At 46.2% G+C, this 24946-nt stretch carries 22 protein-coding genes; 10 read left to right on the forward strand and 12 right to left on the reverse strand.

What is annotated here, in order from left to right:
* Positions 1-165 precede the first annotated feature (165 nt).
* Positions 166-1989, forward strand: a complete 1824-nt coding sequence (locus ACHAL6_RS11325) for an IS1634 family transposase (RefSeq protein WP_395270782.1) — start codon at positions 166-168, stop codon at positions 1987-1989.
* Positions 1990-2301: 312 nt separating this feature from the next.
* Here the strand turns inward: ACHAL6_RS11325 and ric are convergent, their stop codons facing one another.
* Both ric and ACHAL6_RS11335 read right to left on the reverse strand, forming a co-directional pair.
* On the reverse strand, positions 2302-2970 hold the full coding sequence (gene ric / locus ACHAL6_RS11330) for an iron-sulfur cluster repair di-iron protein (RefSeq protein ID WP_395270783.1): 669 nt from the start codon (positions 2968-2970) through the stop codon (positions 2302-2304).
* An 11-nt stretch (positions 2971-2981) separates the two neighbouring features.
* A complete protein-coding gene (locus tag ACHAL6_RS11335; RefSeq protein WP_395270784.1) occupies positions 2982-4205 on the reverse strand; it encodes an FprA family A-type flavoprotein in 1224 nt (407 codons plus the stop codon).
* A gap of 213 nt (positions 4206-4418) precedes the next feature.
* On the opposite strand from ACHAL6_RS11335, the gene ACHAL6_RS11340 reads away from it, so the two are divergent.
* A complete protein-coding gene (locus ACHAL6_RS11340; protein ID WP_395270785.1) occupies positions 4419-4880 on the forward strand; it encodes a hypothetical protein in 462 nt (153 codons plus the stop codon).
* A gap of 112 nt (positions 4881-4992) precedes the next feature.
* Here ACHAL6_RS11340 and ACHAL6_RS11345 read toward each other — a convergent pair whose 3' ends face one another.
* From ACHAL6_RS11345 to ACHAL6_RS11360, 4 genes are all read right to left on the reverse strand, one after another.
* Complete coding sequence (locus ACHAL6_RS11345) at positions 4993-5790, reverse strand: hypothetical protein (protein WP_395270786.1); 798 nt, start codon at positions 5788-5790, stop codon at positions 4993-4995.
* A complete protein-coding gene (locus tag ACHAL6_RS11350) occupies positions 5784-6485 on the reverse strand; it encodes an ABC transporter ATP-binding protein (RefSeq protein WP_395270787.1) in 702 nt (233 codons plus the stop codon). Before ACHAL6_RS11350 ends, ACHAL6_RS11345 begins: the two co-directional genes overlap by 7 nt.
* Positions 6482-6853 carry a GntR family transcriptional regulator gene (locus tag ACHAL6_RS11355; protein ID WP_395270788.1) on the reverse strand — a complete coding sequence of 124 codons (372 nt, stop codon included), beginning with the start codon at positions 6851-6853 and terminating at the stop codon, positions 6482-6484. The genes ACHAL6_RS11350 and ACHAL6_RS11355 overlap by 4 nt, the downstream gene beginning before the upstream one ends.
* A 190-nt stretch (positions 6854-7043) precedes the next feature.
* Positions 7044-8975 (reverse strand): ABC-F family ATP-binding cassette domain-containing protein, encoded by a 1932-nt coding sequence (locus ACHAL6_RS11360; RefSeq protein ID WP_395270789.1) that lies wholly within the window; start codon positions 8973-8975, stop codon positions 7044-7046.
* A 252-nt stretch (positions 8976-9227) separates the two neighbouring features.
* On the opposite strand from ACHAL6_RS11360, the gene ACHAL6_RS11365 reads away from it, so the two are divergent.
* The 3 genes from ACHAL6_RS11365 (at position 9228) to ACHAL6_RS11375 (ending at position 12956) form a co-directional block, all read left to right on the forward strand.
* Positions 9228-10496: an MFS transporter gene (locus ACHAL6_RS11365; RefSeq protein WP_395270790.1), complete on the forward strand. Its 1269-nt coding sequence runs from the start codon at positions 9228-9230 to the stop codon at positions 10494-10496.
* Between the two features lie 17 nt (positions 10497-10513).
* The gene (locus ACHAL6_RS11370; RefSeq protein ID WP_395270791.1) at positions 10514-11611 is read left to right on the forward strand and encodes an ArsR/SmtB family transcription factor; all 1098 of its coding nucleotides are present in this window, start codon (positions 10514-10516) and stop codon (positions 11609-11611) included.
* A 232-nt stretch (positions 11612-11843) separates the two neighbouring features.
* On the forward strand, positions 11844-12956 hold the full coding sequence (locus ACHAL6_RS11375) for a DUF3810 domain-containing protein (protein ID WP_395270792.1): 1113 nt from the start codon (positions 11844-11846) through the stop codon (positions 12954-12956).
* 305 nt (positions 12957-13261) lie between these two features.
* Here the strand turns inward: ACHAL6_RS11375 and ACHAL6_RS11380 are convergent, their stop codons facing one another.
* The 4 genes from ACHAL6_RS11380 to ACHAL6_RS11395 form a co-directional block, all read right to left on the reverse strand.
* Entirely contained in the window at positions 13262-14377 is a 1116-nt protein-coding gene (locus ACHAL6_RS11380) for an SH3 domain-containing protein (protein WP_395270793.1), read from the reverse strand.
* A gap of 488 nt (positions 14378-14865) precedes the next feature.
* On the reverse strand, positions 14866-15309 hold the full coding sequence (locus tag ACHAL6_RS11385; RefSeq protein ID WP_395270794.1) for a DUF305 domain-containing protein: 444 nt from the start codon (positions 15307-15309) through the stop codon (positions 14866-14868).
* 169 nt (positions 15310-15478) lie between these two features.
* Entirely contained in the window at positions 15479-15916 is a 438-nt protein-coding gene (locus ACHAL6_RS11390; RefSeq protein ID WP_395270795.1) for an Lrp/AsnC family transcriptional regulator, read from the reverse strand.
* A gap of 222 nt (positions 15917-16138) precedes the next feature.
* Positions 16139-16564, reverse strand: a complete 426-nt coding sequence (locus tag ACHAL6_RS11395) for a Fur family transcriptional regulator (protein ID WP_395270796.1) — start codon at positions 16562-16564, stop codon at positions 16139-16141.
* Between the two features lie 186 nt (positions 16565-16750).
* Here ACHAL6_RS11395 and ACHAL6_RS11400 point away from each other — a divergent pair, with 186 nt between their 5' ends.
* Positions 16751-17953 carry a 6-phosphofructokinase gene (locus tag ACHAL6_RS11400; RefSeq protein ID WP_395270797.1) on the forward strand — a complete coding sequence of 401 codons (1203 nt, stop codon included), beginning with the start codon at positions 16751-16753 and terminating at the stop codon, positions 17951-17953.
* A 91-nt stretch (positions 17954-18044) separates the two neighbouring features.
* On the opposite strand, the gene ACHAL6_RS11405 is transcribed toward ACHAL6_RS11400, so the two are convergent.
* Together ACHAL6_RS11405 and ACHAL6_RS11410 are read right to left on the reverse strand one after the other, a co-directional pair.
* Positions 18045-18836 carry a metal ABC transporter permease gene (locus ACHAL6_RS11405; protein ID WP_395270798.1) on the reverse strand — a complete coding sequence of 264 codons (792 nt, stop codon included), beginning with the start codon at positions 18834-18836 and terminating at the stop codon, positions 18045-18047.
* A complete protein-coding gene (locus ACHAL6_RS11410; protein ID WP_395270799.1) occupies positions 18836-19525 on the reverse strand; it encodes a metal ABC transporter ATP-binding protein in 690 nt (229 codons plus the stop codon). The genes ACHAL6_RS11405 and ACHAL6_RS11410 overlap by 1 nt, the downstream gene beginning before the upstream one ends.
* A gap of 124 nt (positions 19526-19649) precedes the next feature.
* On the opposite strand from ACHAL6_RS11410, the gene ACHAL6_RS11415 reads away from it, so the two are divergent.
* From ACHAL6_RS11415 to ACHAL6_RS11430, 4 genes are all read left to right on the forward strand, one after another.
* Positions 19650-20639, forward strand: a complete 990-nt coding sequence (locus tag ACHAL6_RS11415) for a metal ABC transporter substrate-binding protein (RefSeq protein ID WP_395270800.1) — start codon at positions 19650-19652, stop codon at positions 20637-20639.
* A 165-nt stretch (positions 20640-20804) separates the two neighbouring features.
* On the forward strand, positions 20805-22604 hold the full coding sequence (gene pepF, locus ACHAL6_RS11420; protein ID WP_395270801.1) for an oligoendopeptidase F: 1800 nt from the start codon (positions 20805-20807) through the stop codon (positions 22602-22604).
* A gap of 87 nt (positions 22605-22691) precedes the next feature.
* Positions 22692-23654 (forward strand): rhomboid family intramembrane serine protease, encoded by a 963-nt coding sequence (locus ACHAL6_RS11425; RefSeq protein ID WP_395270802.1) that lies wholly within the window; start codon positions 22692-22694, stop codon positions 23652-23654.
* Between the two features lie 133 nt (positions 23655-23787).
* The gene (locus ACHAL6_RS11430; RefSeq protein ID WP_395270803.1) at positions 23788-24882 is read left to right on the forward strand and encodes a YkvA family protein; all 1095 of its coding nucleotides are present in this window, start codon (positions 23788-23790) and stop codon (positions 24880-24882) included.
* Positions 24883-24946: the final 64 nt, after the last annotated feature.

Here is a 24946-nt window from a genome sequence, read left to right on the forward strand (position 1 = left end):
CAATGGAGAAGAGGGCTGAATCTGGAAAGCGTCAGAAGTTTGACTGTATCAGGTAGGAGAATATGGACCATCTGCAGAATGAAATCCAGGGGGCCAGGGCTTTACTTTTCGCTTGTTTAATGATATAATATATTGATACTTAGTACCAATGCGGAGGGTTGTTCTATGCATATCGAATCCTACTCCGTTAATAATCAGACCTACATCCGCCTTGCAGAGAGCATCGTCGTCGCGCGAGGCGACGGGAAAACAGCTGTAAAGAAGAAGATCATACTGAGTCTGGGCAACATCAAGAAATATGATGATGGAGAGCCAGATTTTCTGAAGCGTCTCAGGGAATCCTTCTCAAAGGGAACTCCGATTATTCCTGAGCTGCAGGCTTATGTCGATGGTGAAAGAAAAAATGCTGACTCATCAGATGCGGACTACCTGGAACCGAAGAATCTTGGGTTTCTTCTTCTGGAAGCATTGTTTGATAGTCTCGAAGGACCTTCCGTCCTGACGAGACATAAATCGAGAAATCGGATTCCTTATGATCTGCTTGGCCTGTCCAAGCTGATGGTTCATGGCCGGATTCTAGATCCTCAATCCAGATTCCAGACATTCAAGCGAAGAGATACGTATGCTTTTCCGGTAACCGAAGAGGAGAACCATCACCATATATACTATTCTCTTACTGAACTTGCAGCAGTAAAAAGCGCTCTGCTTCAGAGATTCAACACTGTTCTCAGCCGCTCTGGCAGAAGAACAGATCTGACCTATTACGATGTGACAAACTATTATTTTAAGATTGATGAGAATGATCCGGATCAGCTTGATGCAGATGGAAATCTGGTCAGAAAAGGATTCCGAAAGAAAGGTGTGAGCAAGGAGAACAGGAAACAGCCACTGGTACAGATGGGACTGCTCATAGACCGGGAAGGACTTCCGATCACCTATGATCTATATCCTGGAAACACGCTGGATCACAGTACATTCCAGCCATCTCTCAGCAGGCTTGAAACCGAGCTTGCGCTCGACCGTGTGATCGTTGTGGCTGATCGTGGGATGATCAACTACAAGAATATACTGGCACTGAAGGACAACGGATATGTCATGAGTAAGAGCATCAAGAAATCGAACAAAGAGGAAAAAGACTGGACAACGAATCCGGAAGGATTCAGTGGTGAACCAGGTGATGATTTCAGAGTGAAATCCCGGGTCGTCACAAAGAAGGTCAAGAATGAGCAAGGGCAATACGTTACACTGAAGCAGAAACAGGTCGTTTACTGGAGCCGCAAATTCTACAACCGTGAAATGAAGGAAAACGAGAGTTTTCTCAAAATGCTGGAAGAGTTCGTAGAGGCACCTGAACGTTTTCCAGTGAGCCGGTTCAAAGGGCTCTCGAAGTTTGTTGAGACCTGTCACGTGGATAAGGAAACAGGAGAAATCCTCGACACCAAGGCACTGCAGTTTGTGAAGGAAGAGAAGGTTAAGGAGTACAGCCGATACTTCGGCTACTACATGATTGTGACATCGGAGATTGATAAATCCGATGATGAAATCATCGATATCTACAGAGGTCTCACCAGAATAGAAAACTGCTTCCGGACCGTAAAAAGCGACTTCAAGGGAAGACCGATTCGTGTCCAGAAGGAAGAACATATCGAAGCGCATTTTCTGGTCTGTTTCACCGCTCTCCTCATGATGAGAATCATCCAGAGACAGATTCTGAGACATAAGGGACTGGAGACGACTCATACATTTGACTGGGAAGAGGGATTGAGCGCATCAAGAGTACAGGAAGCGTTGAGAACCTTCCAGAGCGCTCAGGAAAAGGATGGAAGCTACAGATTAACCAGACCTACAGATGATCTCGATCTGATTCTGAGAGCATTTGGATTTGAACATCCGGGGGCGCGATGCACCCGATCCGATCTGGTTCAGTTGAAAAATAAGCTCAAGAAAGAAATGAACCGAATAATTGGTACTAAAAACACAGAAAAATAATCCATAAAAACAAGACTAGAAAACTTCGATAACCATTGATAATAAATGGTTGTAGCTTCCTAGTCTTTTAATTTTTTGCTGAAACTCCGGTTATATCATATATTGATGATTTGTGTTTATTCTTACCAATGGAGAAGGGGGCTGAATCTGGAAAGCGTCAGAAGTTTGACTGTATCAGGTAGGAGAATATGGACCATCTGCAGAATGAAATCCAGGGGGCCAGCGCAGAGGTATAAGCGACTGCGGAGATACAGAGTAAAAGGCAAAGCACAGGGGTGTTCATATATTTATTGCTGTCAGAATCGAGACTGTCTAAAATCTTTCAAAGAGAATGGAGTTTTCCAGGAAGATGTGTCTGAAAAGATCACTCTCCAGTGCCTGCAGGTTGTGATAGGTGGCACTGAATGTGGTGCAGGCCCATTCAGGAAGGGTATAGTCATTGGTGATTTTTCTCAGTTCAGCCAGGAGATTGCCTGCCGCATCATGCTCGTCTTCCGTGATTTCAATCTCTTTCTTTGCTTCTACGAAACGCTCGTCCATGATCAGGGGGAAGAGGTCCACTTCTTCTTTGATGAGATGCTCATGGAGCTCCACGCGAAGCTTTCCATAGAGGCTGTTGATGGCCAGAAGGAGCGGCTTGTCATGTCTGTAGTGAGCCTTTACGATGGCAGCCACATACTGATCCAGGTCCTTCAGCACACTTCTTGTGTAGGTGTGATGGGTGGAACGGATGTATCCGATGAGCTCCTCGTTGTCCATCTGATTGTAGAAGTTCACCTTCTCACCGTTTCCGTCCAGGGCTTCCTTGTATTCGTTCAAATCATTCATAAAGCGTTTTTCATCGACTCCTTTTTCCTTGAGTACTTCACCGAGATTTCTGTGGCCGTTGCAGCAGAAATCGATCTTTTCATTCTGAAAGAAACTTGCCATGCGGATGTCTTCTTTCACCAGGGTATTGATGCTATGTTCAAGCAGGTTCATTGAGGTTCCTCCTAAAATCTGATTGCGTCTGCAAATACAGAGGCAGCGAGTTTGATTTCCTTAGTGCTGTTTTCAGGATTGAATCTGATTCTCAGCGGGAATTCGATATTGGCCATTCCTGTGGATTTGATGACATCGGATGATCTCAGTGCCTTCATGCCTGCACCGGTGAGATAATCCTGAACCACTTCCACCGCTTCTCCGGACCAGCCGTAGGAGCCGAAGGCAGCTGCTGGTTTTCCTTCCACTTCCAGGTCTTTGAGTTCCTTGAGAATCGCTTCCAGGTTTCCAGGAATATCCGCATACTTGGTGGATGTGCCGAAGAGCACGCCGTCGGCATACTGGATCTTCGTCAGAACCTCTTCCAGTTCCGCCTTCTCTGTGTTGATGCTTTCCACCTCGAAGCCGTGTTCCAGAAGTTCGTTTTCCAGCATTCTGGCCATCTTCTTGGTGTTTCCGCTCATGGTGTTGAAGAGAATCAGTGCTTTGACGTTTTCCTTGGACTCCAGTGCATTTTCCTCATAGATTCCAATGTACTTGTCTACGTTCTGATCCAGGATGTATCCGTGGGATGGAGCAATCATCTTTATGTCCAGCTTCTTCACCACATCGATCATAGGCAGCACATATCTTCTATGGGGATCCATGATGAGCTTGTAGTAGACTTTGAAGTCCTCCAGGATGGAATCGGCATTTTCCAGCTCGGATACGCTGAGGGCATCCTTGTCCGCCACGTGGGTGGAGAAGATGTCGCAGGGGAAGAGAATCTTCTCTTCCTTGAGATAGGTCACCATGGTTTCTTCCGTATGCAGGAATGGTGTTTCGTGGAACACCAGGGTCTTTTCGCCTAAGCTGATTTCATCTCCGGTCTGTACCACCATGAATCTCTCCTTGTCGATCTTGTACATCTCCATGAGTTCATAGACGGCGTAGGCGGTGCAGACGATCTTCGCATTCGTCGCCTTTCTTGCCAGTGCACCCAGTGCGCCGGAGTGGTCAGGCTCTGTATGGTTCACAATGATATAGTCCAGAGCCAGAAGATCCATCTCGCTGCCGAGGCCATCCACGAACTCTTTTCCGTAGAGCATGTCCACGGTATCGATGAGGGCTGTCTTTTCATCTTTGATCAGGTAGGCGTTGTAGCTGGTTCCTTTTTCCAGAATCAGTCTATGGAAGGGAACCTTTCTGTCGTCCACTTTACCGGCCCAGTATACTTTATCTGCGATTTCTCTCATTTATGTTTTCCTCCTAATGTGTGATCAAAAGTGTTTCTTACTATGACCTAAGCATACACCTGAGAAGGAGAGAAAGATTTGACCCAGGTCAAATTTGATCGATCTTTTCGGGGTTTTTCCTTTACAGATAATGCGGTATATATTAAAATAGGTGCAAGTATACTATTTGTAAATATATTGATGTATATCACTTTCTGCAGGAAAGGAGACACTATGAAGAAGAACAGGTTTCAGATGATACTGCCGGTACTGCTGACAGGACTACTTATTCTCTACCTGCTGTCGCTTCTCAGCGCACCGATGAAGGAGAGCATCCTCTACAGCGAGGTTCAGAAATTTTATATGCTGAGGACTGCAGAGCTCTTTCTGCTGATTCTTTTCGGGGCGCTGATTGAATTCAGAAAGGTAATGGCTGTTTTCAGGAGAGGCGTGGTATTTCATCCGATTCTTCTGGTCTTCGCCATTCTTATTCTGATTCTCCTCCTCCTGCCTGTGCGTCTGGGCCTATCCGCTGCAGGAAGCAGTGGCGTCTTCTCCCTGGTAAACCAGGAAGGCGTCCGCAGTATTCTGGGCATCCTTACGGGTATCCTGCTGGTGAGATCCGTATCAGATCATGCAGTGGAAAGGGAGACCATTCTCACGGAAGACGCTCTGATGCGAAAGCCTGCAAAATAATAAGACAGATGATGCAGAGTACGCACTGGGAAATACATCTTTATCGGGAAAAGAAATATTTATGAAAGCAGAAATCCTGCAGCTCCATGACGGAGTGCAGGATTTTTTTGTCTTATTCCAGGTTCAGTTTCTTCTGTAGATGATATTTCGTGAGGAAGTAGAAAAGAATATTCTTCAGAATGAGATAAACCAGCAGAATGGTGAAGAACAGCTGTATGGTGGAGAATACTGTGACAAAGTCATTGGACTCCGCCATACGGACCAGGTCAGCAAACCACTGATTGTCTCCGAACAGGAAAGTGAATCCTACGGTGGCCATAGTTTCTATCATGTTGATCACGATGGAGAACAGGATGAAGATGAGTGTTCCACCTAGTATTCGATTCTTGCTGATGCTGTAAGCCTGAGCAATGCCTAGGGAGGCATAGACCTGAAGCAGGAACTGCAGGATGCTCATGAGGATTACAAGGACGAATATCACCAGGAAGTAGGGATCCAGCTGAAGCTGAGAAAGCTCTTCAAGGATTTCTCTCAGGTTGAACTCTCTCCAGGTGATGATCCCCATGGAAAGGAAAAACACCAGAGAACTTGAAATGATCCAGATCATGGAAGTGAGGAGCTTGGAGATAATGATGCTTTTGGATTTCACCGGCAGGGTGAACATGAGATAGCCTTCGTCTCCGAGCAGATTGCTGTCGAATCTTTTCACCACCATGATCAGCGTCATGACGCCCAGTCCCATGAAACTCAGTCCAAGAGCCATGGGCAGAATGACACTGAGCACATTCATATAGGTTTCACTCATTCCTCTGATGCCGATGAGCATGGAGAACACAATGATTGCGCCGTAGATGGGAAGAAAATAGCGTGCTGTGGCGCGTAGCTCATATTTCATCAGTTTACCTAGCATCGGAACACCTCCCTGAACAGTTCGTCAACAGACTTTCCGGTTTTCTCCCGGATGGAATCCACGCTGTCATAATCATATACGCTGCCGCTTTGCAGCAGAATCACTTCATCAAAGACTTTCTCGATGTCACTGATCAGATGCGTGGAGATGATCATGGTGGCATCTTCCTGATAGTTGCTTAAGATGGTCTCCAGAATGAAGTCTCTGGCTGCAGGGTCCACTCCGCCGATGGGTTCATCCAGAAGATAGACCTTTGCTTTTCTGGACATGACCAGAATCAGCTGGACCTTCTCTTTGTTGCCTTTGGATAAGGTCTTCAGCGGATGGTTTTCATCAAGATTCAGTACCCTCAGCATATCCTTTGCTTTGACCAGGTCGAAATCCTCGTAGAAATCCTTGAAGAAATTCAGGATGTCTCGTATTTTCATCCAGTCGTTGAGATAGGTTCTTTCCGGCAGATAGGAAATGATTTTCTTTGACTCTATGGAAGGGGCTTTTCCTTCAATGAGGACCTGTCCCTTGGTGGGTTCCAGAAGACCATTGATGAGCTTGAATAGTGTGGACTTTCCACTGCCGTTTGGGCCGAGAAGTCCGATGATCTTTCCGGGCGCGATGGACAGGGACAGATTGTCCACGGCTTTCGTTTTACCGAATGTCTTACTTAGATTCTGAAATTCTATGATGGACTGGGTCATTTTTTTGCCTCCTTGTACTGTGATCGGATGAGGGTCATGAGTTCTTCTTCGGAAAGTCCTAGGGCATAAAGTTCTGTAAGGAAAGGCTTGAGCCGTTCTTTCAGGTAGGCTTCCCGAAGGGCCGAGATGAGCTTCTGGTCACTGGTGACGAATTTTCCTGTGGTGCGCTCCGTTTCAAGAAGCCCTTCCGTCTCCAGTTCAGACAGTGCCTTCTGCATGGTGTTGGGGTTTACGCCTGCTTCCTTGGCCAGATCTCTTACCGAAGCCAGCCTTTCACCTGGTGACAGTTCTTTTCGTATGATTCTTCTTTTCATCTCCTGTATGATCTGAAGATAGATGGGGATGCTGTTATCAAAATTCCATGGCACAGAAAGTCCTCCTCTTTTGTATTATTGTATTAAGTGATTAATACAATAATACATACCTGTGAAGAAGATGTCAAGGGAAAACGAACATTTTCTGGAAAGACAGCGGAAAAGAAAAGACGCATCCTTGCGGCTGCGTCTTGAAGCTGATCTCTGCACTGTGATTCAGTTCTATCATCTCAAATAGAAGAGATCAGGACTCTTCACTTTCAAGAAGAAGTTCTTCCCATTCCTCATAGAGTTTTTCGAGGGTCTTTTCGTGTGCGGCAATCTCTTCGGAGATTTCCATGGACTTTCTGATGTCGGAGAAGACTTCTTCTGTAGTCAGAGAATGCGTCAGATCGGTTTTCTCTTCTTCCAGTTTTCCGATACGCTCTTCCAGATCCTTGAAGTACTTCTTTCTGGCACGCTCATCCTTTTCTCGTCCTTTCTTCTTTTTCTTCTCCTCCTGAGCACGGGTCTTGTTTCTTTCAGGCGCTTCTTCCAGGCCCTGGAAGCGGTTTGGATTGTTTTTCTTTTCAATATAATAGGTGTAGTTTCCGAGATACTTCTCGATGCCGTCTTCCTTCAGCTCATAGATGTTTCTGACCACCTTATTGAGGAAGTAACGGTCATGGGAGATGACGAAGATGGTTCCGTCATACTCCAGAAGGGCATCCTCCAGAGCTTCTCTGGAAGGAATATCCAGATGGTTTGTGGGTTCATCCAGAATGAGGAAGTTGGATTTCTTCAGCATGAGCTTCAGAAGATTCACGCGGCAGCGTTCTCCTCCCGAGAGGTTCTCGACGGATTTGAACACATCGTCCCCTCGGAAGAGGAAGCTGCCCAGATAGGTTCTGGTCTCCGTTTCCGTGAGGTAGGGAAAGTCATCGTGGATTTCGGAAAAGACGTTCTTTTCCATATGAAGATCGCTCTGCTCCTGGTCGTAGTACCCCAAGGTCACATTTCTGCCTAGGGTGATGTCGCCTTTATCCGGTTTCATGCGGTTTAGGATCATCTTGAAAAGAGTGGTCTTTCCACGTCCGTTTTCTCCGATGAGGGCGATACGGTCTCCTTTACGGATATGGAAGCTAAGATCACTGAAAAGTTTTGTCTCATCAAAGGCTTTCTCTAAGTTCTCCACAATGAGCACATCGGTCCCGCTTTCCACTTCATTATCGAAGGCGATCTTATAAGGACTGTGGGCCTTGGGTGGCGCATCCAGCCGTTCAATCTTATCCAGCATCTTCTGACGGGATTCCGCAGCCTTGATGCTTTTCTCTCTGTTGAAGGAGCGATACTTCTCGATGATCTTTTCCTGACGCTTTATTTCCTCCTGCTGATGCTTGTAGGCCTTCAGCTTGATCTCGTAATCCTTCTCCTTGAGCTCCAGGTATTTGGAGTAGGGCGCATTATAGGTGTAGATTTCACCATTGATCATCTCGAAGGTGTGATCTGTGATGGAATCCAGGAAGTATCTGTCATGGGAAATAATGAGAAGGGTTCCTTTGTAAGCCTTGAGATATTCTTCCAGCCATTCGATGGCCGAAAGGTCCAGGTGGTTTGTGGGCTCATCCAGAAGGATGATTTCAGGGCTCGACAGAAGAAGCTTTGCCAGGGCCACCCGTGTCTTCTGACCACCGGAAAGAATCTCGACTCTTTTGCTGAATTCCTCCTCTGTGAAGCCGAGACCTCTCAGCACCTTGTGAACCTCGCCTCTGTAGGTATGCCCTCCATGAAGGTCATACTTCTCCTGCAGCCTGACATAGTCTGTGATGGCTGCCTCATGCTCCGCATGATGGTTCTCGTCATAGGGTTTTTCCATTTCCTCTTCCAGAAGAAGCATTTTCTCTTCCATATCCATCAGATGAGAGAACACGGAAAGGGCTTCTTCGTGGATGGTCTTGTCTATTTCCAGATTGATGTTCTGAGAAAGATAACCCAGGGTCTTGGATTTGTCGATGAAGACTTCACCCTCATATTCCAGGATCTCTTTGGTGAGAATCTTGAAAAGGCTGGACTTGCCGGCTCCATTGGCGCCGATGAGTGCCACCTTGTCTCCCTCATTTATACTCAGACTGATGGATTTCAGAATCACATCGATGCCGTAGCTTAATTTCACGTTATTGGTTGATAGTACTATCATTCTTCATTCACCTCTTGTCAACAATCCTATTATACGGGAAAGGAAGAATTGATGTAAAGGAATGTTTGCTGTGCCAGGTCTGTTGTTCGATATTCCAGAGAAAGCGGTGGGGAAAAAGTGAAATCGGAGAAGCCTCATTGGTGGAAAGAGATATTCTCATAAAATAATTAGATGATTATCTAATTATTTTATTGACATCGATAAATTAGGCGACTATAATAAAGTCAAACAATGAGAAAGGAAGAGAACATCATGAAACTAGGGCTACTGAAAAACAGAAATTTTGCACTGCTTATGGCTGGGAAGGCCGTATCTCTTCTCGGAAGCGATATGCAGCAGTTCGCTTTATCCTTATATGTTCTATCCGTTACAGGCTCAGCCACCATTTTCGGTTCCATGCTGGCCATATCCATACTGCCCAGACTGTTTCTGTCACCCATCGCTGGCGTATTCGGAGACTGGTTCGACAGAAAGAGAAGCATCGTCACCATGGACCTTGTAAATGGACTTCTCATCGGTTCCTATGCGGTGTATTACTCCATGAATGGCAGTCTCAGTATTGCAAGCATCTACCTGCTGGTGATTCTTCTGGAAATCACGGAGATCTTCTTTGGTGCAGCCATGGCGGCGGTGGTGCCAAGTATTGTGGAGAAAGAGGACCTTTTCGATGCCAACAGTCTCAAGTCCATGATCACCAGTCTTTTCACCATGATCGCACCGCTTCTTGCGGCTGGTCTTTATGCCATTTTCGGGATCTTCGGCATTCTTGTCATAAACTCCGTGAGCTTTGTGCTTTCCGCTGTCAGTGAAATGTTCATCGACATTCCGAAGTTCCACAAGAGACCGGAAAAGATAAGCCTTTCACAGTTCAGAACGGATTTTATGGAAGGGATCAGGCTCATCAGAGACAGCAGAATCATAAGGAACATCATCGGTCTTGGCATGGTGCTGAATTTCTGTCTTGCGTCTCTGTTCAGTGTGGGACTCATGTTCATCATCAAGGAGACTTTAGGTGGCAGTGATCTTATGGTGGGGATCTTTTCCACGGTGCTGTCCATGTCCATGCTGGTCACCCCCATGGCACTTTCCGGATTTGCAAGGAAAGTGGACATCGGAAAACTGCTCATCTACAGTTTTCTCTTCGTGTCCTTTCTCATCATGGCCATCGGACTCATTTCAGGAGAGGGATTCCGAAGTCAGTTTCAGGATCATCTGATTCCGTTTGTGCTGATTCTGGCCATCTCCTTCATCATCGGCATCTTCGTGACCCTGGCGAACATTTCCCTGGGTACGCTCTTTGACACGCTGGTGCCCAAGGAGATCATGGGAAGAACCTCTTCCGTCATGGGTCTTGCCATGACCATCGCTTCCCCTGTAGGGCAGGTGGCATTAGGAGCGGGGATCGATGCCATGGACCCCATGGTGCCTCTTCTGATTCTTGGTACCGTCATGCTTGTGGCAGTGGTATACTATAAGAAAGCCTTCATCGAGAAGGTCGTAAAGACCGATGAAGCGGCGTAAGAGAGGGGAAGATCATCTTGAAATTTGTTTTTCACGAAAAGGAAAGTTATATATTTGATGCACTTCAGTTTCCTGGAATGCTCTATTATAAGGAAAAAGACATTCTGGAGGCGGATGACAACTTCATAGAATTCATGCCCGAATCCAGTCATCTCATCCTGAAGGAGATGTATGATCTGATCCTACCCTATGGGGACCGGGTGAAGAAATTCTATTTTGAAAGCAATGAGAATCATGATTTCATCGAGCTTCTTATGGTGCGCTCTTCTTTCATGGGCAAGGAGAATCCTCTGGACTATCTCAGGAGCCTGCTTGAAAAAAGCGAGGAAGAACTGCTCTTTGATGCGCTCTATGCAATGGATTATTTCGATCAGGATTCCAGCGTCCAGGACCGGAAGGCTTCCCTGGAGAAAGCGGAATTTCTGGTACAGAACCCTCAGGAAATCATGCCATGGTTAAATGAGCTGTCCATCGGAAGTGATGCCAAGTGGCAGCTGTATTCCTTCACACAGAATCCGGCGGAAACCCTGGCCTCCTATATCAGCCTCATGGAGGAAATCCTCCCTGAGTTTGAAAAGTTCTATAAGAAGTATAAGCCTGAAATCACCGATTACGGCAGAAACTTCGTGGACAGACTGATGAAAATGAAAGGAGACAGCCTGAGTGAAGTCTCCAACGGTATCATCACTGAAAACGTCCTGACAAGAGACCCCATGGATGTGCTGATCTCCATGGTCAATTCCTTCAGCATCATGCTGAATACTGCCAGTGAGCACCCGTTCCTAGCCTGGGGATGTGATATCGAAAAGATTTTCATCGCCATCCGTGAGAAGGAAGCGAATCAGATTCAGGAGAGGGTGACCCTTTTCAAGAATCTTGGGGACAGAACCCGATACGATGTACTCATGAACATCGCAAAAGGAATCACCTCTACCAAAGTCATTGCGAAGAATCTCAATGTGTCCTCAGCCACCATTTCCTATCACCTGAATAATCTGGTTACGGCGAAGCTCATCTATCTGTCGCAGCAGGAAGGAAAATATACCTATAAGGTGAATCATGAATTCATTGAAAAACGTGTCAGGGATCTCATGGAGGATCTGTCCAGAGAATAGGGGCATCCTTTAAGATGAGTCTGATCCATGGAAAAGCATTCTGCCGAACTGGTTTCGTCAGGATGCTTTCTTATATCCATGGCGATGAGTAGGAGAATGTGTCGTCTTCTGTCTTTGCACCCTTAAGAATCAGGTGGAAAAAATTAAGGTACATGTAAAGAATATATGGTTAAATGAGATATAATACACTGCAGAGTCCGTGTTGTCTGCAGCAATGAGAAGGGATGAAAAAATGAGCGTTTTTCGTAGAAGAAAGAAAGGAATACTCAGTGAAGGCTATTTATGGATCCTCATGGCAGGTCTTCTTTATGTGCTTGGATTATTTACGAGAGACAACAGTGCGTTTCTGGAGAGAATCTATCCGGCTTCCTGGAACAGGGCGCTGATCCGAATCCTCTCCAGAATCACAGGTGTGATGCCTGTTTCTCTCGGAGAATTCTTTGTCTATGCCAATGTGGCGGCCGGGGTGGTTCTTCTTATTCTTCTGCTCAAGAAGATCTTCACAGGGGGATTCTTCACCCTTTTATACAGAATCGTGACTTATGCGGCGCTGCTCTACTTCGTGTTCATGCTGGTCTTCGGACTGAACTACAACAGAGCTTCTCTTCGGGAGGATCTGGCACTTGAGAGGGTCAATTACGGAACGGAGGAGCTTATTCTGATGAATGAGGCGCTCATTGAAAGGGCCAATGAACTGAGAGGAAAGGTTTCGGAAAGTGATGAGGGTGTCTTCACCTTAGCTGAAAGAAGAAATGAGATCTTCGCTCTGGCTGAAGAAGGATATGATGCATTCAGCGAGGCTTTTCCGCAGTTTGGGGGAGAGTATGGCATCGCCAAAGGAATCATCGCATCGGAAGCGCTGAACTACACCGGCATCACCGGCATCTTCATGCCTTTTACAGGGGAAGCCAATGTGAACATCAAAGGACCGGATCTTCTTTTTCCGGCCACTGTGCTGCATGAGATGGCGCACCAGAGAGGCATCGCCTACGAGGATGAAGCCAACTACATGGCGTTTCTTGTGAGCAGCTACCATGGCTATGAGCCGATTCGGTATTCCGGTACGATGCTTGCGCTGATCAATTCCATGAACGCACTGTACAAGGAAGACAGAGAAAGCTACAGAGCACTCTATGAGACGTACTCCGAAGGCGTGAAAAGGGACCTTAGAGCCTACTCGGTGTTCTATGATGCCTATGAAGGCGAAGTCAATGAAAGGGCCACCAAAGTCAATGACACGTATCTCAAAAGCAATGGACAGGTTTCAGGTGTCAAGAGCTATGGGGAGATGGTGAATCTTCTTCTGGAGCAGTTCATGCAGAAAGGTGAAGTGGTCTTTCCATAGAAAAGAAAAGTAAAAGGAGCAGGCCTCTACTTGAGACCTGCTCCTTTCTGATTTTCTTATTGAGATAATCTTCCTTAGATGACGTTCAATAGCCAAAGGACAATCAGGATTACTATGATTGTGCCAATTATGCCTAATCCTCGCATGAATGTACCTCCTTATGCCGTGTTTTCATTCGGCTTGTTAATTTATAACAAGATTATACCATTTCCGGAGGGCTGAACTATCAAGGCTGTATTAATAATGTAATAACTTAAGGTAAACGCAAAGAGAGTAAATGAACAGAATTCATTTACTCTTCTCAGTTACTTAATATATCTGCGTGCGCCTACGATTCTGTAGTTGTTCACATGCCAGGTCAGGTCTTTGATTTCCACAAATTTACCTGGTTCTGGAGCATGGAGCATATCGTTTCCACCTACATAAATACCTATGTGTGTAACGGTATCTCTTCCGAAGTAGATGAGATCTCCAGGACGAAGGGCATCCATGGAGACTTCTTCACCGAATGTCGCCTGGTATCTGGAAACTCTAGGGGTTGTGATGCCGTAGTGACCGTAGACATATTTGATGATTCCGGAGCAGTCAAAACCTTCTTCAGGGCTGTTTCCACCCCAGGTGTATTTGACGCCCAGGAACTGCTTCGCATAGCTTACGATGTCTTCCCCTGTGACCTGGCTGCTTGCTGCGGTCAGGTATTTTGCAGAGGACCAGCCGATCTGACCATTGTAGAGGACCTGATCCCATCCGTTCATGGATGCCAGCACTTCAACACGTCCACCCTGAGGAATGGTGAGCAGGACGGAATGGTCTGTGGAGTTTCCTGTTCTCATGTTCAGATTATGGGTAGTGTTTTTGAATGTGACGGAAGAAACAGGCGCTGGTGCTGGTGCAGGAGCAGGTGCTGAAACAGCTGATGCTGTCAGGTACTTTGCAGAAGCCCATCCGGTCTTGCCGTTGTAGGTGACCTGGTCCCAGCCGTTCAGAGTGGAAAGGACTTCAACCTGGCTGCCTTTTGGAATGGTCAGAATGATTCCGTAACTGGTGGAGTTACCGGTTCTCATATTGAGGTTTTCTGTGGTGGTCTTGTAGGATGAGGCAACTTCTACTTCATCCGCCTGGATGTAGGCTGGATTTGCTGTGATATATAAACCGTTGGTCAGTCCATACATCTCTCTTCCATCCACTACGATTTTTTCTGACAAGGAGAAGCTGTCTCCTCTGTTGACGACCTGTGTCTTCGCATTCCAGTCTGCTCTGGCGTAAGTCCATAGACTTCCGGCTGTCACGGTGACGCTGCCTGCGATTTCCGCTGCATAAACGGAGGCGGTATCCCTTCCCTGAAAGGTTCCACTTGTTGTAGTGATAACGGATGCTAAAATTGCTGTGGCTATGAGTTTTTTAAGCTTGAAATTCTTCATGTATTCCCCCTGTAATATCTTGATCTGATTTTGTCACTCTTTTGTAACCAGTTCTGATTATAGCGGACTTCACAATTTAATGTACTGTTTTTCCTTGCATATCAGAAGATTTCACAAACGCATCTTTCGACATGGACTGATATGGTTCGAAGAGACAGGGGGTGAATTCGTAAAGGAGGTGAGTATGCATTTTAACCATTTTTATCCTGCAAGGGGCAGATCTCATATGGTTTTTCAAGGAAACGATATGGAAATGCATTGAGACTCTAACGGATAGTCTGCAGGAAAGGGCGGAGACAGTTCGCTTTCGAGAGCGGCGGTCTCTTTATTCTCCTTCGGATCGGTCCAGTAGGTGCTGACAGACTCCGTGAAATTTTAATCAGCAGTAAATTGTGAAGTTTTCCGTTCCGGGTGAAAACGGGATGAATCACTGGAGAAATCAACTGAAAAAGAGAGCGATGTGTATTCATCGCTCTGCTTTTTCTAAACTATTCCAGTTCTTCAATGAGTTTCTGCATTTCTTTGATTTCTCTTTCCTGCGCCTCGATGATATCCTTAGCCAGTTCTTTCACCCGCTCATCTTCGATATCCGCACGTTCGCTGGTGAGAATCGCGATGGAGTGATGAGGAATCATGGCTTTCATCCAGCTGACCTGATCCACTGTGGTCTGGCTTCTCACAAGAAACAGAGACAGGGAAAACACGATGGCACTGATTCCCAGAATCAGCGCATTCTTCTTCTTGTCCTCATACATCTTCCACATGAAGAGGAGCATGACCACTGCCATGACGGAACCCATGATGAGCGCCATGAAAAGCCGTGTCTGGCTGAACTCCACATGAGACGCCTCATACAGATTCAGATACATGAGCCAGTACATGATGAAGGTTGATGTGAGAATCATCACTAAAAACTTCAGATATTTATTCATTCTCTTTATTCATTCCTTTCTTTGCAGAATAATTGATGCTGATACAGGAATCCCTTCCGTCTACAGCTCTTATAGTACCAGAAAGAAGTTGCGAAGTTATTGACTCAATTTGAACTGGGCGTGAAAAATGGCATAGGAAAAGGCCTCCATAGGGAAGCCTTCTATATTTCTATTCCAGTTTCTGGATTCCTCTGTGCTCCACTGGTGTGGAGAAGACGATCTGTGTATCTGTATTACCGAACTTCTGAAGGGCGCCGATGAAGGCGTCCAGCTCCATGGTGGTATGAAAAGCGACTTTGATGATCATGGAATATTTCCCTGTGACGCAGTCGCATTCCAGAACATTGGGACATGCTTCAATGAAAGGGTAGAATTCGGGTTTCTGCTTCGGTGTCATTTCCAGATTGATGTAGGCCTTGATGTTGTAGCCTAGTTTATGAGGATTGACAGACGCGGCGTAACCGGTGATGATGCCTTCCTCTTCCAGCCTTGCGATGCGTGAAGATACTGCCGGAGTGGAAAGATAGACCTCTTCCGCCAGATATTTCAGAGAACATCGGCCGTTCTTCTGAAGTAGTTCAATGAGTCTGATATCAATTTTATCCATAGTACGGGCATAACAACTGTTACACCGGATCTCACCTGCCTTTAATTATTTTCGTTTATTCTTCTTAATATTCATATTTTAAGGCAGAACAGGAAATAAGGTCAAGAAATATCGAAATGAGATTAAGAAAGTTAAGTTCTTCATCGTCAGTTCTTTCTGTTCTTCTTCCGTTTCGGAGATGAAAAAAGCACCGTTACCAGGATAACGGTGCGTATCATTCAGTTATTTCTTCGCTTTCTGCTTTTCCATGCATTCTCTGCAGATGCCTTTCATCTCCAGATGATGCTCCGTAAGATGAAAGCCGGTCTCTTTTGTGATGAGGTCTTCGATCTGCTTCATGGGACAGTCCAGGTTGATGACTTTATGACAGTTGTCACATTCCACGATATGATGATGCCCATGCCGGATCAGACTGTAGTTGTATTTCTTTTCTCCCAGATCGTATTTTTCGATGAGGTTCTTCTCTTCAAAAAGATCCAGTGTCCGATAGACCGTGCTGAGGTTCAGAGAAATATTCTCTTCCAGACATCTGTTGTAGATATAATCCGCTTCAATCCCCTGAAGCTCATGATCCAGAATCTCATAGATCGCCACGCGTGGTCTGGTGACCTTGATATTATGCTTTTTGAGGGTCTGGGTGGTGTTCATTAAAATCTCTCCTTGTATGCACAATCTGCATGCACTCATTATAGTATGGCTGAGAGGAATTATCAATCAGCGCGCTTGCGGCAGTCTATTCCTTTGGATTCTTGAATAAGGTTTCCGTTTCAAGTTCATTTCACAGTGTTTCTATGCTAGAATTAATTTGAAATATGTTATGAAAGAGGTATCCAAATGAAAAATTGTGTGATTGCTCAATCCGGCGGCCCGACATCCGTCATCAATGCTTCAGTCATGGGGCTTTTGAAGAAGAACAACGAAATCAGATATTTTGACACTGTCTATGCCGGAATCAACGGCATAGAAGGAATACTGAAGGAAGATTTCTATGATCTCAATCAGCTCAGTGAAGAGGAAATCGAAAGCATCAGGCATACTCCTTCTGCCGCCCTTGGCTCCTGCAGATACAAGCTGAAAAACTATGAAGACAGCAAGGAAGAATACAGAAAGCTTTTTGAGATCTTCAGAAAGCATGAGATAAAGGCTTTCTTCTATGCAGGCGGCAATGATTCCCAGGATACAGTAAGAAAGCTTGCTGCCTATGCCAGGGAACATGAGATCGACATGAACTTCATCGGTATTCCCAAGACTGTGGACAACGATCTTCAGGTCATCGACCATGCACCGGGATTCGGTTCCGCGGCACGCTACATCGCCACAAGTGTTCTGGAGAGCTATCTGGATTCCATGGTCTACACCAATAACGGTGTCTTCATCACGGAAACCATGGGCAGAGATGCGGGATGGCTTGCTGCTTCCGGTGCCCTGGCGACCTATAATGGAAGAAGATGCGCCGACATCATTCTCCTGCCTGAAGTGCCTTTCGATGAGGAGAAGTTCCTTCAGCGTGTGGAGGAGATCTACAAGGAGAAGAATCATGTCTACATTGTGGCCTCTGAAGGGGTACGCCTGAAAGACGGGTCCTTCCTTGCTGCGGCAAAAGCCCATGCACACGACTCTTTCGGTCATGCACAGCTCGGCGGCGCAGGGAACGCACTGAAAAACATCATCGTTTCCGGTGGCGTCACCAGCAGAGTCAAGGTGCTTGAACTTTCCACGCTGCAGAGATCCGCATTCCACCTGGCATCGGAAGTGGACCTTGACGAAGCGTTCCGTCTGGGTGAAAGAGCGCTGCTCATGGCAAAGGAAGGGGAAACCGGTAAAGTTTCCATTCTTGTGAGAAAATCCGATGAGCCCTATGAAGTGGAGTACACATCAACAGATGCATCAGACATCGCCAATCACGTGAAGTACATGCCCCTTGATATGGTGACGGAAGACGGCATGAACATCACCGAAGAAGCGCTGAAGTATTTCAGACCGCTGACAGGAAAGCTTCCGGAGTATCGCGTGATTCATCATTTTCATGATAAATAGAAAGCACCAGTAAAACTGAAAATCGAAGATTTCTTCAGAGCATCCCACCTGCAGATCTGCAGGTGGGATTTTCATTTTCCTTATTCACTGTCTATTTGCTCGATGGATTCAGAAGCAGGGAGCTCAGCATGGTGATGACGCTCATGATGGCGATGGTGCCTCCAGGTGCGCTGTCCAGCACATAGGAGAACACAAGGCCCAGCATGATATCCAGAAGACCTATGAAGATGCTGATGAAGAGGGTCTTTGTGAATCCCTTCCTGAACTGCATGGCAGAGGCCACAGGCAGGACGATGAGGGAAGAGATCACAAGAACACCGGTGATTCGGATGGAAACGGATATGGCAAGACCCATGAGCAGCGCGAAGATATAATTGATTCTCTTCACTCTGATGTTGATGATGTGTGCACCGTCTTCGTCAAAGGTCGTATAGATCAGTTCATTATAATAGTAGAGGATGGCAATGGCCGTGACGATGGTGACCCCAAGCACCAGAAGAAGATCCTGTCTTGTGACGGTGAGGATGCTTCCGAAGAGGTACTGATTGATGTTGGTGTTGGCCTGACCGCTGGAGACCAGAATAATGGCGATACCAACAGACAGAGTCATGACAACGGACATGAGGATTTCCGCGTAGCGCTTGAAGCGGTCTCTCAGAAATTCAACGAGCAGCGCTGCAAGGGTTGTGAAAATCACCGAAGCGATGGTGGGACTGATGCCGATGACGATGCCGATGGCGATGCCTGCCAGAGAAGAATGAGCCAGGGTATCACCCATCATGGAGTATCTTCGCAGCACGAGAAAAATTCCGATGATGGGACAAAGTACGGCAATCATGGCTCCCGCCATGAGCGCGTTCTGCATAAACGGATAAGCCAGCATTAGAACTCCTCCTTCCTGAAGACGAGCATATTGTCCACATCTTCGTGCTGAATATTGGTCCTGAAAGTCTTGATGTCGTAGAGCACACCCTGATTGTCGCCCATTCTGATGATGTAGTCGGAATTATGAATGGCGGCGGAGATGTTGTGTTCCACGGTGAGAATCGATACATTCTTTTCTCGAAGGGCCTTCAGGATCTGACGGACTTCCTTCTGGCTCCTGAGATCCATTCCCGTGGAAGGCTCATCCAGGATGATGAGATCCGGATTGCCAAGCAGGGCTCTGCCGATGAAGATTCTCTGGGTCTGCCCGCCGGAGAGATCACCAATGAGGCTTTTCTTGTAGGGTGTCATGGACACTTCCGCAAGGGACCTGTCTATGAGCGTGTCGTCTTTGATGCCCAGCCCTTTGAGATGGATCTTGTAGACTTCCTCCACGGTGATGGGAAACTGCTTGTTGAAGGATTCCATCCGCTGAGGCACATAGGCCACATTCTTCACATTCATGGTGATGCTGCCTTTTAATGGCTTCAGAAGACCCACCAGGAGCTTCACCAGGGTCGATTTGGCTGATCCGTTTTCACCAATGACTGAGATCAGCTGTCCTCTGGGAATGGTCATAGTCAGATCTTTGATGAGATAGGGTTCTTCTCCAGTATAAGAGAAGGAAAGGTTTTTGATTTCAATCATCTGTTTCACTCCAATTTAAAATTCAGTCCCTACTATAGTACAAAAAAAAGTAGTTGACAATGAATATTTCTTATACTATTATACTCATTAATGCGAATCATTTGCAACAACTGGAGGAAAAGTTATGAAAAAAAGATTGAAATTAGTGATTGGATTACTGGCGCTTACTGCCGTAATAGGAGGATGCAGCGCGAAGCCTTCTGAAGAATCGCCTGTGAATAATGAACCTGAAACTCAGAATGAGGAGCCCCTGGAAGAAAACAGTCCGGAGGAAGAGACTCTGGAGGCCATTCAAGTGGCGACCACAATCAATCCCGTGGATGAGATTGTGAAGATTGTCGGTGGAAACCTGGTGGAAACCTATAGAATCGTTCCGGAAGGTGCGGATGCCCATCATTTCGAACCCACCATCAAGGATATGGGAAAACTCACGGAAGTGGATTTTCTCTTCATCAACGGTCTGGAAATGGAACCCTGGGTAGAGAGAGCCGTGGAGAATTCCGGCAACAGCAGCCTGAAACTCATCAATCTTTCAAAGGGCGTAGATCTCATTCATCTGGATGAAGTGGATGAGGACCATGACCATGAAGCGGAAGAAGGTCATGAACATGGAGAATTCGACCCGCATATCTGGCTGTCTCTGGATGCGCTGACCATCATGGCGGAGAATGTGAAAACCGAGCTTACAGCAGTGCTTCCTGAAGGGAGCGAGAGCTTCGAGAAGAACTACAGTGCATTTGTAGAGGAAGTGAATATGCTCAGAGAAGCGTATGTGGAGAAATTCAGGGAACATGAAGGGAAAGCCTTCGTCACAGGTCACGCGGCCTTCGGATACATGACAAGAGAGCTTGGACTTGTACAGAAATCTGTGGAAGGGCCTTTCCAGGAGGGGGAACCTACACCAAAGACCCTGGAGGATCTCATCAGCTTTGTGAAAGAAGAAGGGATCAAGACCATCTTCCTGGAGGACAATGCTTCCCCTAAGGTTTCCGAGACTCTGGCCAGAGAAACGGAAAGTGAAACAGTAGCCATCAATCCTCTGGCAGCAACGGGTGATCTTCTGGAAACCATGGAAGAAACCTATGAAAAGGTCTTAAAAAGCTTCAATAAGTAAGAAACTGGAATCCTTTCCCGTGATGAGCGGTGGAAGGATTCTTCTTTTTGCTCTCAGGTAGTACAGAATCTTTATGCAGAGCATAGAAGAAGAGCGCTTTTCCTTTGAAAGTGAGATTCTGTGCCGTATAATGGAAGGAGCAAATAAAATATTATGGAGGTATCTATGAGCGAAAAAGTAAAACAGAGAAATGAGATCGATGCAAAGCATCAGTGGAGAATTCACGACATTTACGCATCGAATGAAGACTTTGAAAAAGAGCTGGAAAGGGTCAAAAAGGAAGCACCAGTGCTTCTGAACTACAAGGACAAGCTTCATGAGAAGGAAAACCTTCTTGCGTATCTCAAGGACTACGAGAAATATACAAGAATCGTGGAAAAGCTGTATGTGTACGCGCATATGAAAAACGATGAAGATACGGGAAACACGAAGCAGCAAGTCATCATGTCTAAGATCGCCCAGTATGTGGCGGAGTACAGTGCCATGGCCAGCTACTTTGTACCGGAGCTTCTTGCCTTAAGTGATGAGACCATAAAAAGCTACCTGGAAGATGAAGAACTCAAAGGTTACAAGTTCTATATCGAGTCCATTGTAAAGGAAAAGCCTCATGTGCTCAGCAAGGAGAAAGAAGAGCTTCTGGCTACGCTTTCGGATTCGCTCAATGCACCCGATGACATCTTCTCCATCTTCACCAATGCGGACATGACCTTCAGCGACGTGGAAGACGCAGAAGGAAACAGGCATCCCATGACCGAAGGAAGTTACTCCAACTACATCATCAATAAGGACAGAACCCTTAGAGAAAATGCGTTCAAGGAGCTTTTCGGAACCTACGGAAAGTACAAGAACACCATCGGCACCATGCTTTCCTCCAACATGAAGACCTTCAATCTGAGAGCAAAACTGAGAAACTATGAAGGACCCATCGAGGCATCCCTCAGTCCAAACAACATTCCTGTGGAAGTCTACGACAACTCTCTGGAAACCATCAGCGAAGGAGTAGGTGCCCTGCACCGCTATGTGGACATCAAGAAGAGACTGCTGAATCTGGATGAGATCCATATGTATGACCTTTATGTACCGATCATCGATGTGCCGGAAGAAAAGATTTCCTTTGAGGAAGGCGTGAAGCTTGCCCTGGAAGGCTTAAAGCCCATGGGAGAAGAATATCTTTCCATCTTCAGAAGCGGTGTGGAAAGCGGATGGATCGATATCTACGAAAACAAGGGGAAGAGAAGCGGAGCCTACTCCTCAGGTGCTTATGATACAGAACCGTATATCCTCTTGAACTATCATGACAAGCTGAGAGATGTATCCACACTGGTTCATGAAATGGGCCATTCCATTCATTCCTACTATTCAAGAAAGCATCAGCCCTTCATCTATGGGGACTACACCCTGTTTGTAGCTGAAGTGGCATCCACCACCAATGAAAAGCTGCTGATCCATTACCAGATCGAGAACGAGAAGGATCCTGTGAAGAAGCTTTATCTTGTGAATCAGGAGCTGGAACAGATCCGAACCACCGTCTTCAGACAGCTGATGTTTGCGGAATTTGAAAAGATCACCCATGAAACCATTCAAAAGGGAACACCGATGACAGGAGAAGACTTCAGTGCTTTATGGCTGGATCTCAACAGGAAATACTTCGGCGAAGACATCGTCATCGATAAGGAGATCGAAGTGGAATGGGCGAGAATCCCTCATTTCTATCGTGACTTCTATGTTTATCAGTATGCCACAGGGTATGCTGCAGCCAGCGCTTTTGCTGAAAGCATCCTGAAGGAAGGCGAAGAGGCTGTGAAGCGCTTCACCGGATTCCTGAAGACCGGCGGAAGCGACTATCCTGTAGAGACCCTTCAGACTGCTGGTGTGGACATGACCAGCAAAGCGCCTCTGGAAGCGACCATAAGAAGATTCAATGAACTTCTGGATATGCTGGAAGAATATATCGGGAACAGATAAAAGGAAAGGCCCTTTCGAGGGTCTTTTCTTTCATAGTTCAGAAATTTGGGGTAAAATCAGAGTAAGTCACAAATGCTGGAGGCACCTATGATAAACAAAGTGATCCGGGAAACCATGGATCTTCTCATCGACGAGAAGGGGTTTTTTCTGGAAGAGTTTCATTCCATTGAAGAAGAACTGAATTTCTATCTTTATACGCCCATCAAGAATGGGTTTTTAGCCGTGATCTTTTCCACCCTCGGGAAAGAAGATGAGAATCTTCTGGCTTTCATGAATCATGCGAGACTGAACGGAATTCCGGCTTACATACTGAATATCGTGTTCACTGGTGGACATCCTGTACCGCTGAAGGAGAAACTGCCGAACTATTCCGAAGTCTATGTGGATGAGGAAGGGAAGTTCTTCGGCCATGATGATGTCTCTAGATCTGTTCTATCGAGGAAAGTGGCGGTGAAACAGAAAATGACACTGCGTTCCATGGCGGTGACCTTTACCCTCATGATCTTGAATATTGTGATCTATACATTCACGGCCATCAAGTCAGGAGGGCTGGATATCGACATCTTTGTCCTGATCCGCTATGGTGCCAAGGTCAATGAACTGATTCAGGCAGGGGCGTATTACAGGCTCTTCACTTCCGCATTTCTTCATGCGGATTTCATGCATGTGCTCTTCAACATGTATGCGCTTTTTGCTTTAGGCAGAATTGTGGAGGAATTCATGGGGAAATGGAAGATGCTCGGAATCTACTGTTTTTCGGCCGTGACGGGAGGAATGCTCAGTTATCTCTATACGCCCAATGTGGCTGTAGGTGCATCTGGAGCCATCTTCGGGCTTCTTGGCGCTATCCTGGTCATCACCCTCTTCGGCAAGAAGAAATCCATGAAATCCATGTTTTCAAGAATCATGATCGTGCTGGCCATCAATCTTTTTTCGGGATTCACCTCCAGCAACATCGACAACTTCGGTCATATAGGAGGGCTTCTGGGGGGGATTGTCATCACGGCGCTGATTCTGCTACTCAGTCGGCGTCCTAAGGAGAATGGGTGAATCTGAGGTTGTTCAAATGTTAAGTTAATTGAAATATTTTCAAGAGTTCCTCATAACGAGGAAAGAACTTGCTATAATAAAGTTATATATTATGCGTAAAAGCTTTCAAGAAACATTGAAAGGAGAAAAATTTATGAGAGTGACATCTGTTACCACAACATTAAGTGCGGAAGATATCATGTATGATCTGAAAACTCTGGTGGAAACCAAAGTGCCGGAACTTACATTTAAGGATGTGAAACTGGAAGACAACTTCATCCAGATCGAAGGCAGCTTTAAAAAGATCATCAGTATCCCGTTTCTGGCGAAGGTGAGAATCCTCAGTGTGTTCAACAACACGCTGACCCTGAAGATTGAACGGATCAAGGTGCTGAAGCTTGGGATTCCCAAGTTCATTCTGAACATCGCTTCCAAAACGGCGGCCAAGAAAGCTTCCGAAATGGGCCTCACCTATGAGAACAAGGCACTGTCGGTGAATATCGATGAAGCCCTGCAGCAGGTGCCCCATGTGCATCTGGAAGTGGAGCATTTTCTCATGGAAAATGGCGTTCTGTCCTTAAGACTCAAAGGCATTGAAGCGGACATCGACGCCATGCAGGAAGAATCCAATAAAGACAAGGAAGAAGAAGAAAGAGTAAAGAGAGAGGAAGAGGAAAGAAAGCTTGCTGAGTTCAACAGAAAGCTGGGTCTTATGGACCGTACGGAAGATTCCTATACCGATTTCAGATGGAAGATTTTCGAGAAAGTGCCTTATGACAAGAAGAATATGGCAAAATATGCTTTCATTCTCCCTGATATGTATGCTCTGGCATTAAGGCTCATGAAGGACAAGCGTGTGGCGAAAAGGGATAAGGCGCTCATAGCCTTTACCTTCGGTTACCCTCTGGTTCCTGCTGACATCATTCCAAGCAAGGTTCCGCTTCTTGGCAAGATGGATGATCTGGCCATTCTGTTCTTCGGTACCAGCTACATACTAGGCAAGATTCCGGTGCCGATTCTTGTGCAGCACTGGCAGGGAGACCTGGCTACACTGAAGCTTGTGCAGGACAACATTCAGAAGATTGTAAACTTCACACCGGCCAAGACCCTGAATCAGGTCTATGGGCTCATTGATGAGAATCTGGAGAAGAGAAAGAAATCCTATCTGACGGATGAGGCATACCTGATTCCTGATGAGGAAGTGAAGCCGGTGGATCTGGATCCGATTTTCGAACCGGCGCTGAAATAGCGGGTACTCATAAGAAAAAGAAAGGATATTTCCGATATAGAGTATAGAAAATCCTTTGAAAGCA

It is taken from the genome of Proteiniclasticum sp. C24MP (assembly GCF_043951855.1).
Classification (GTDB): domain Bacteria; phylum Bacillota; class Clostridia; order Clostridiales; family Clostridiaceae; genus Proteiniclasticum.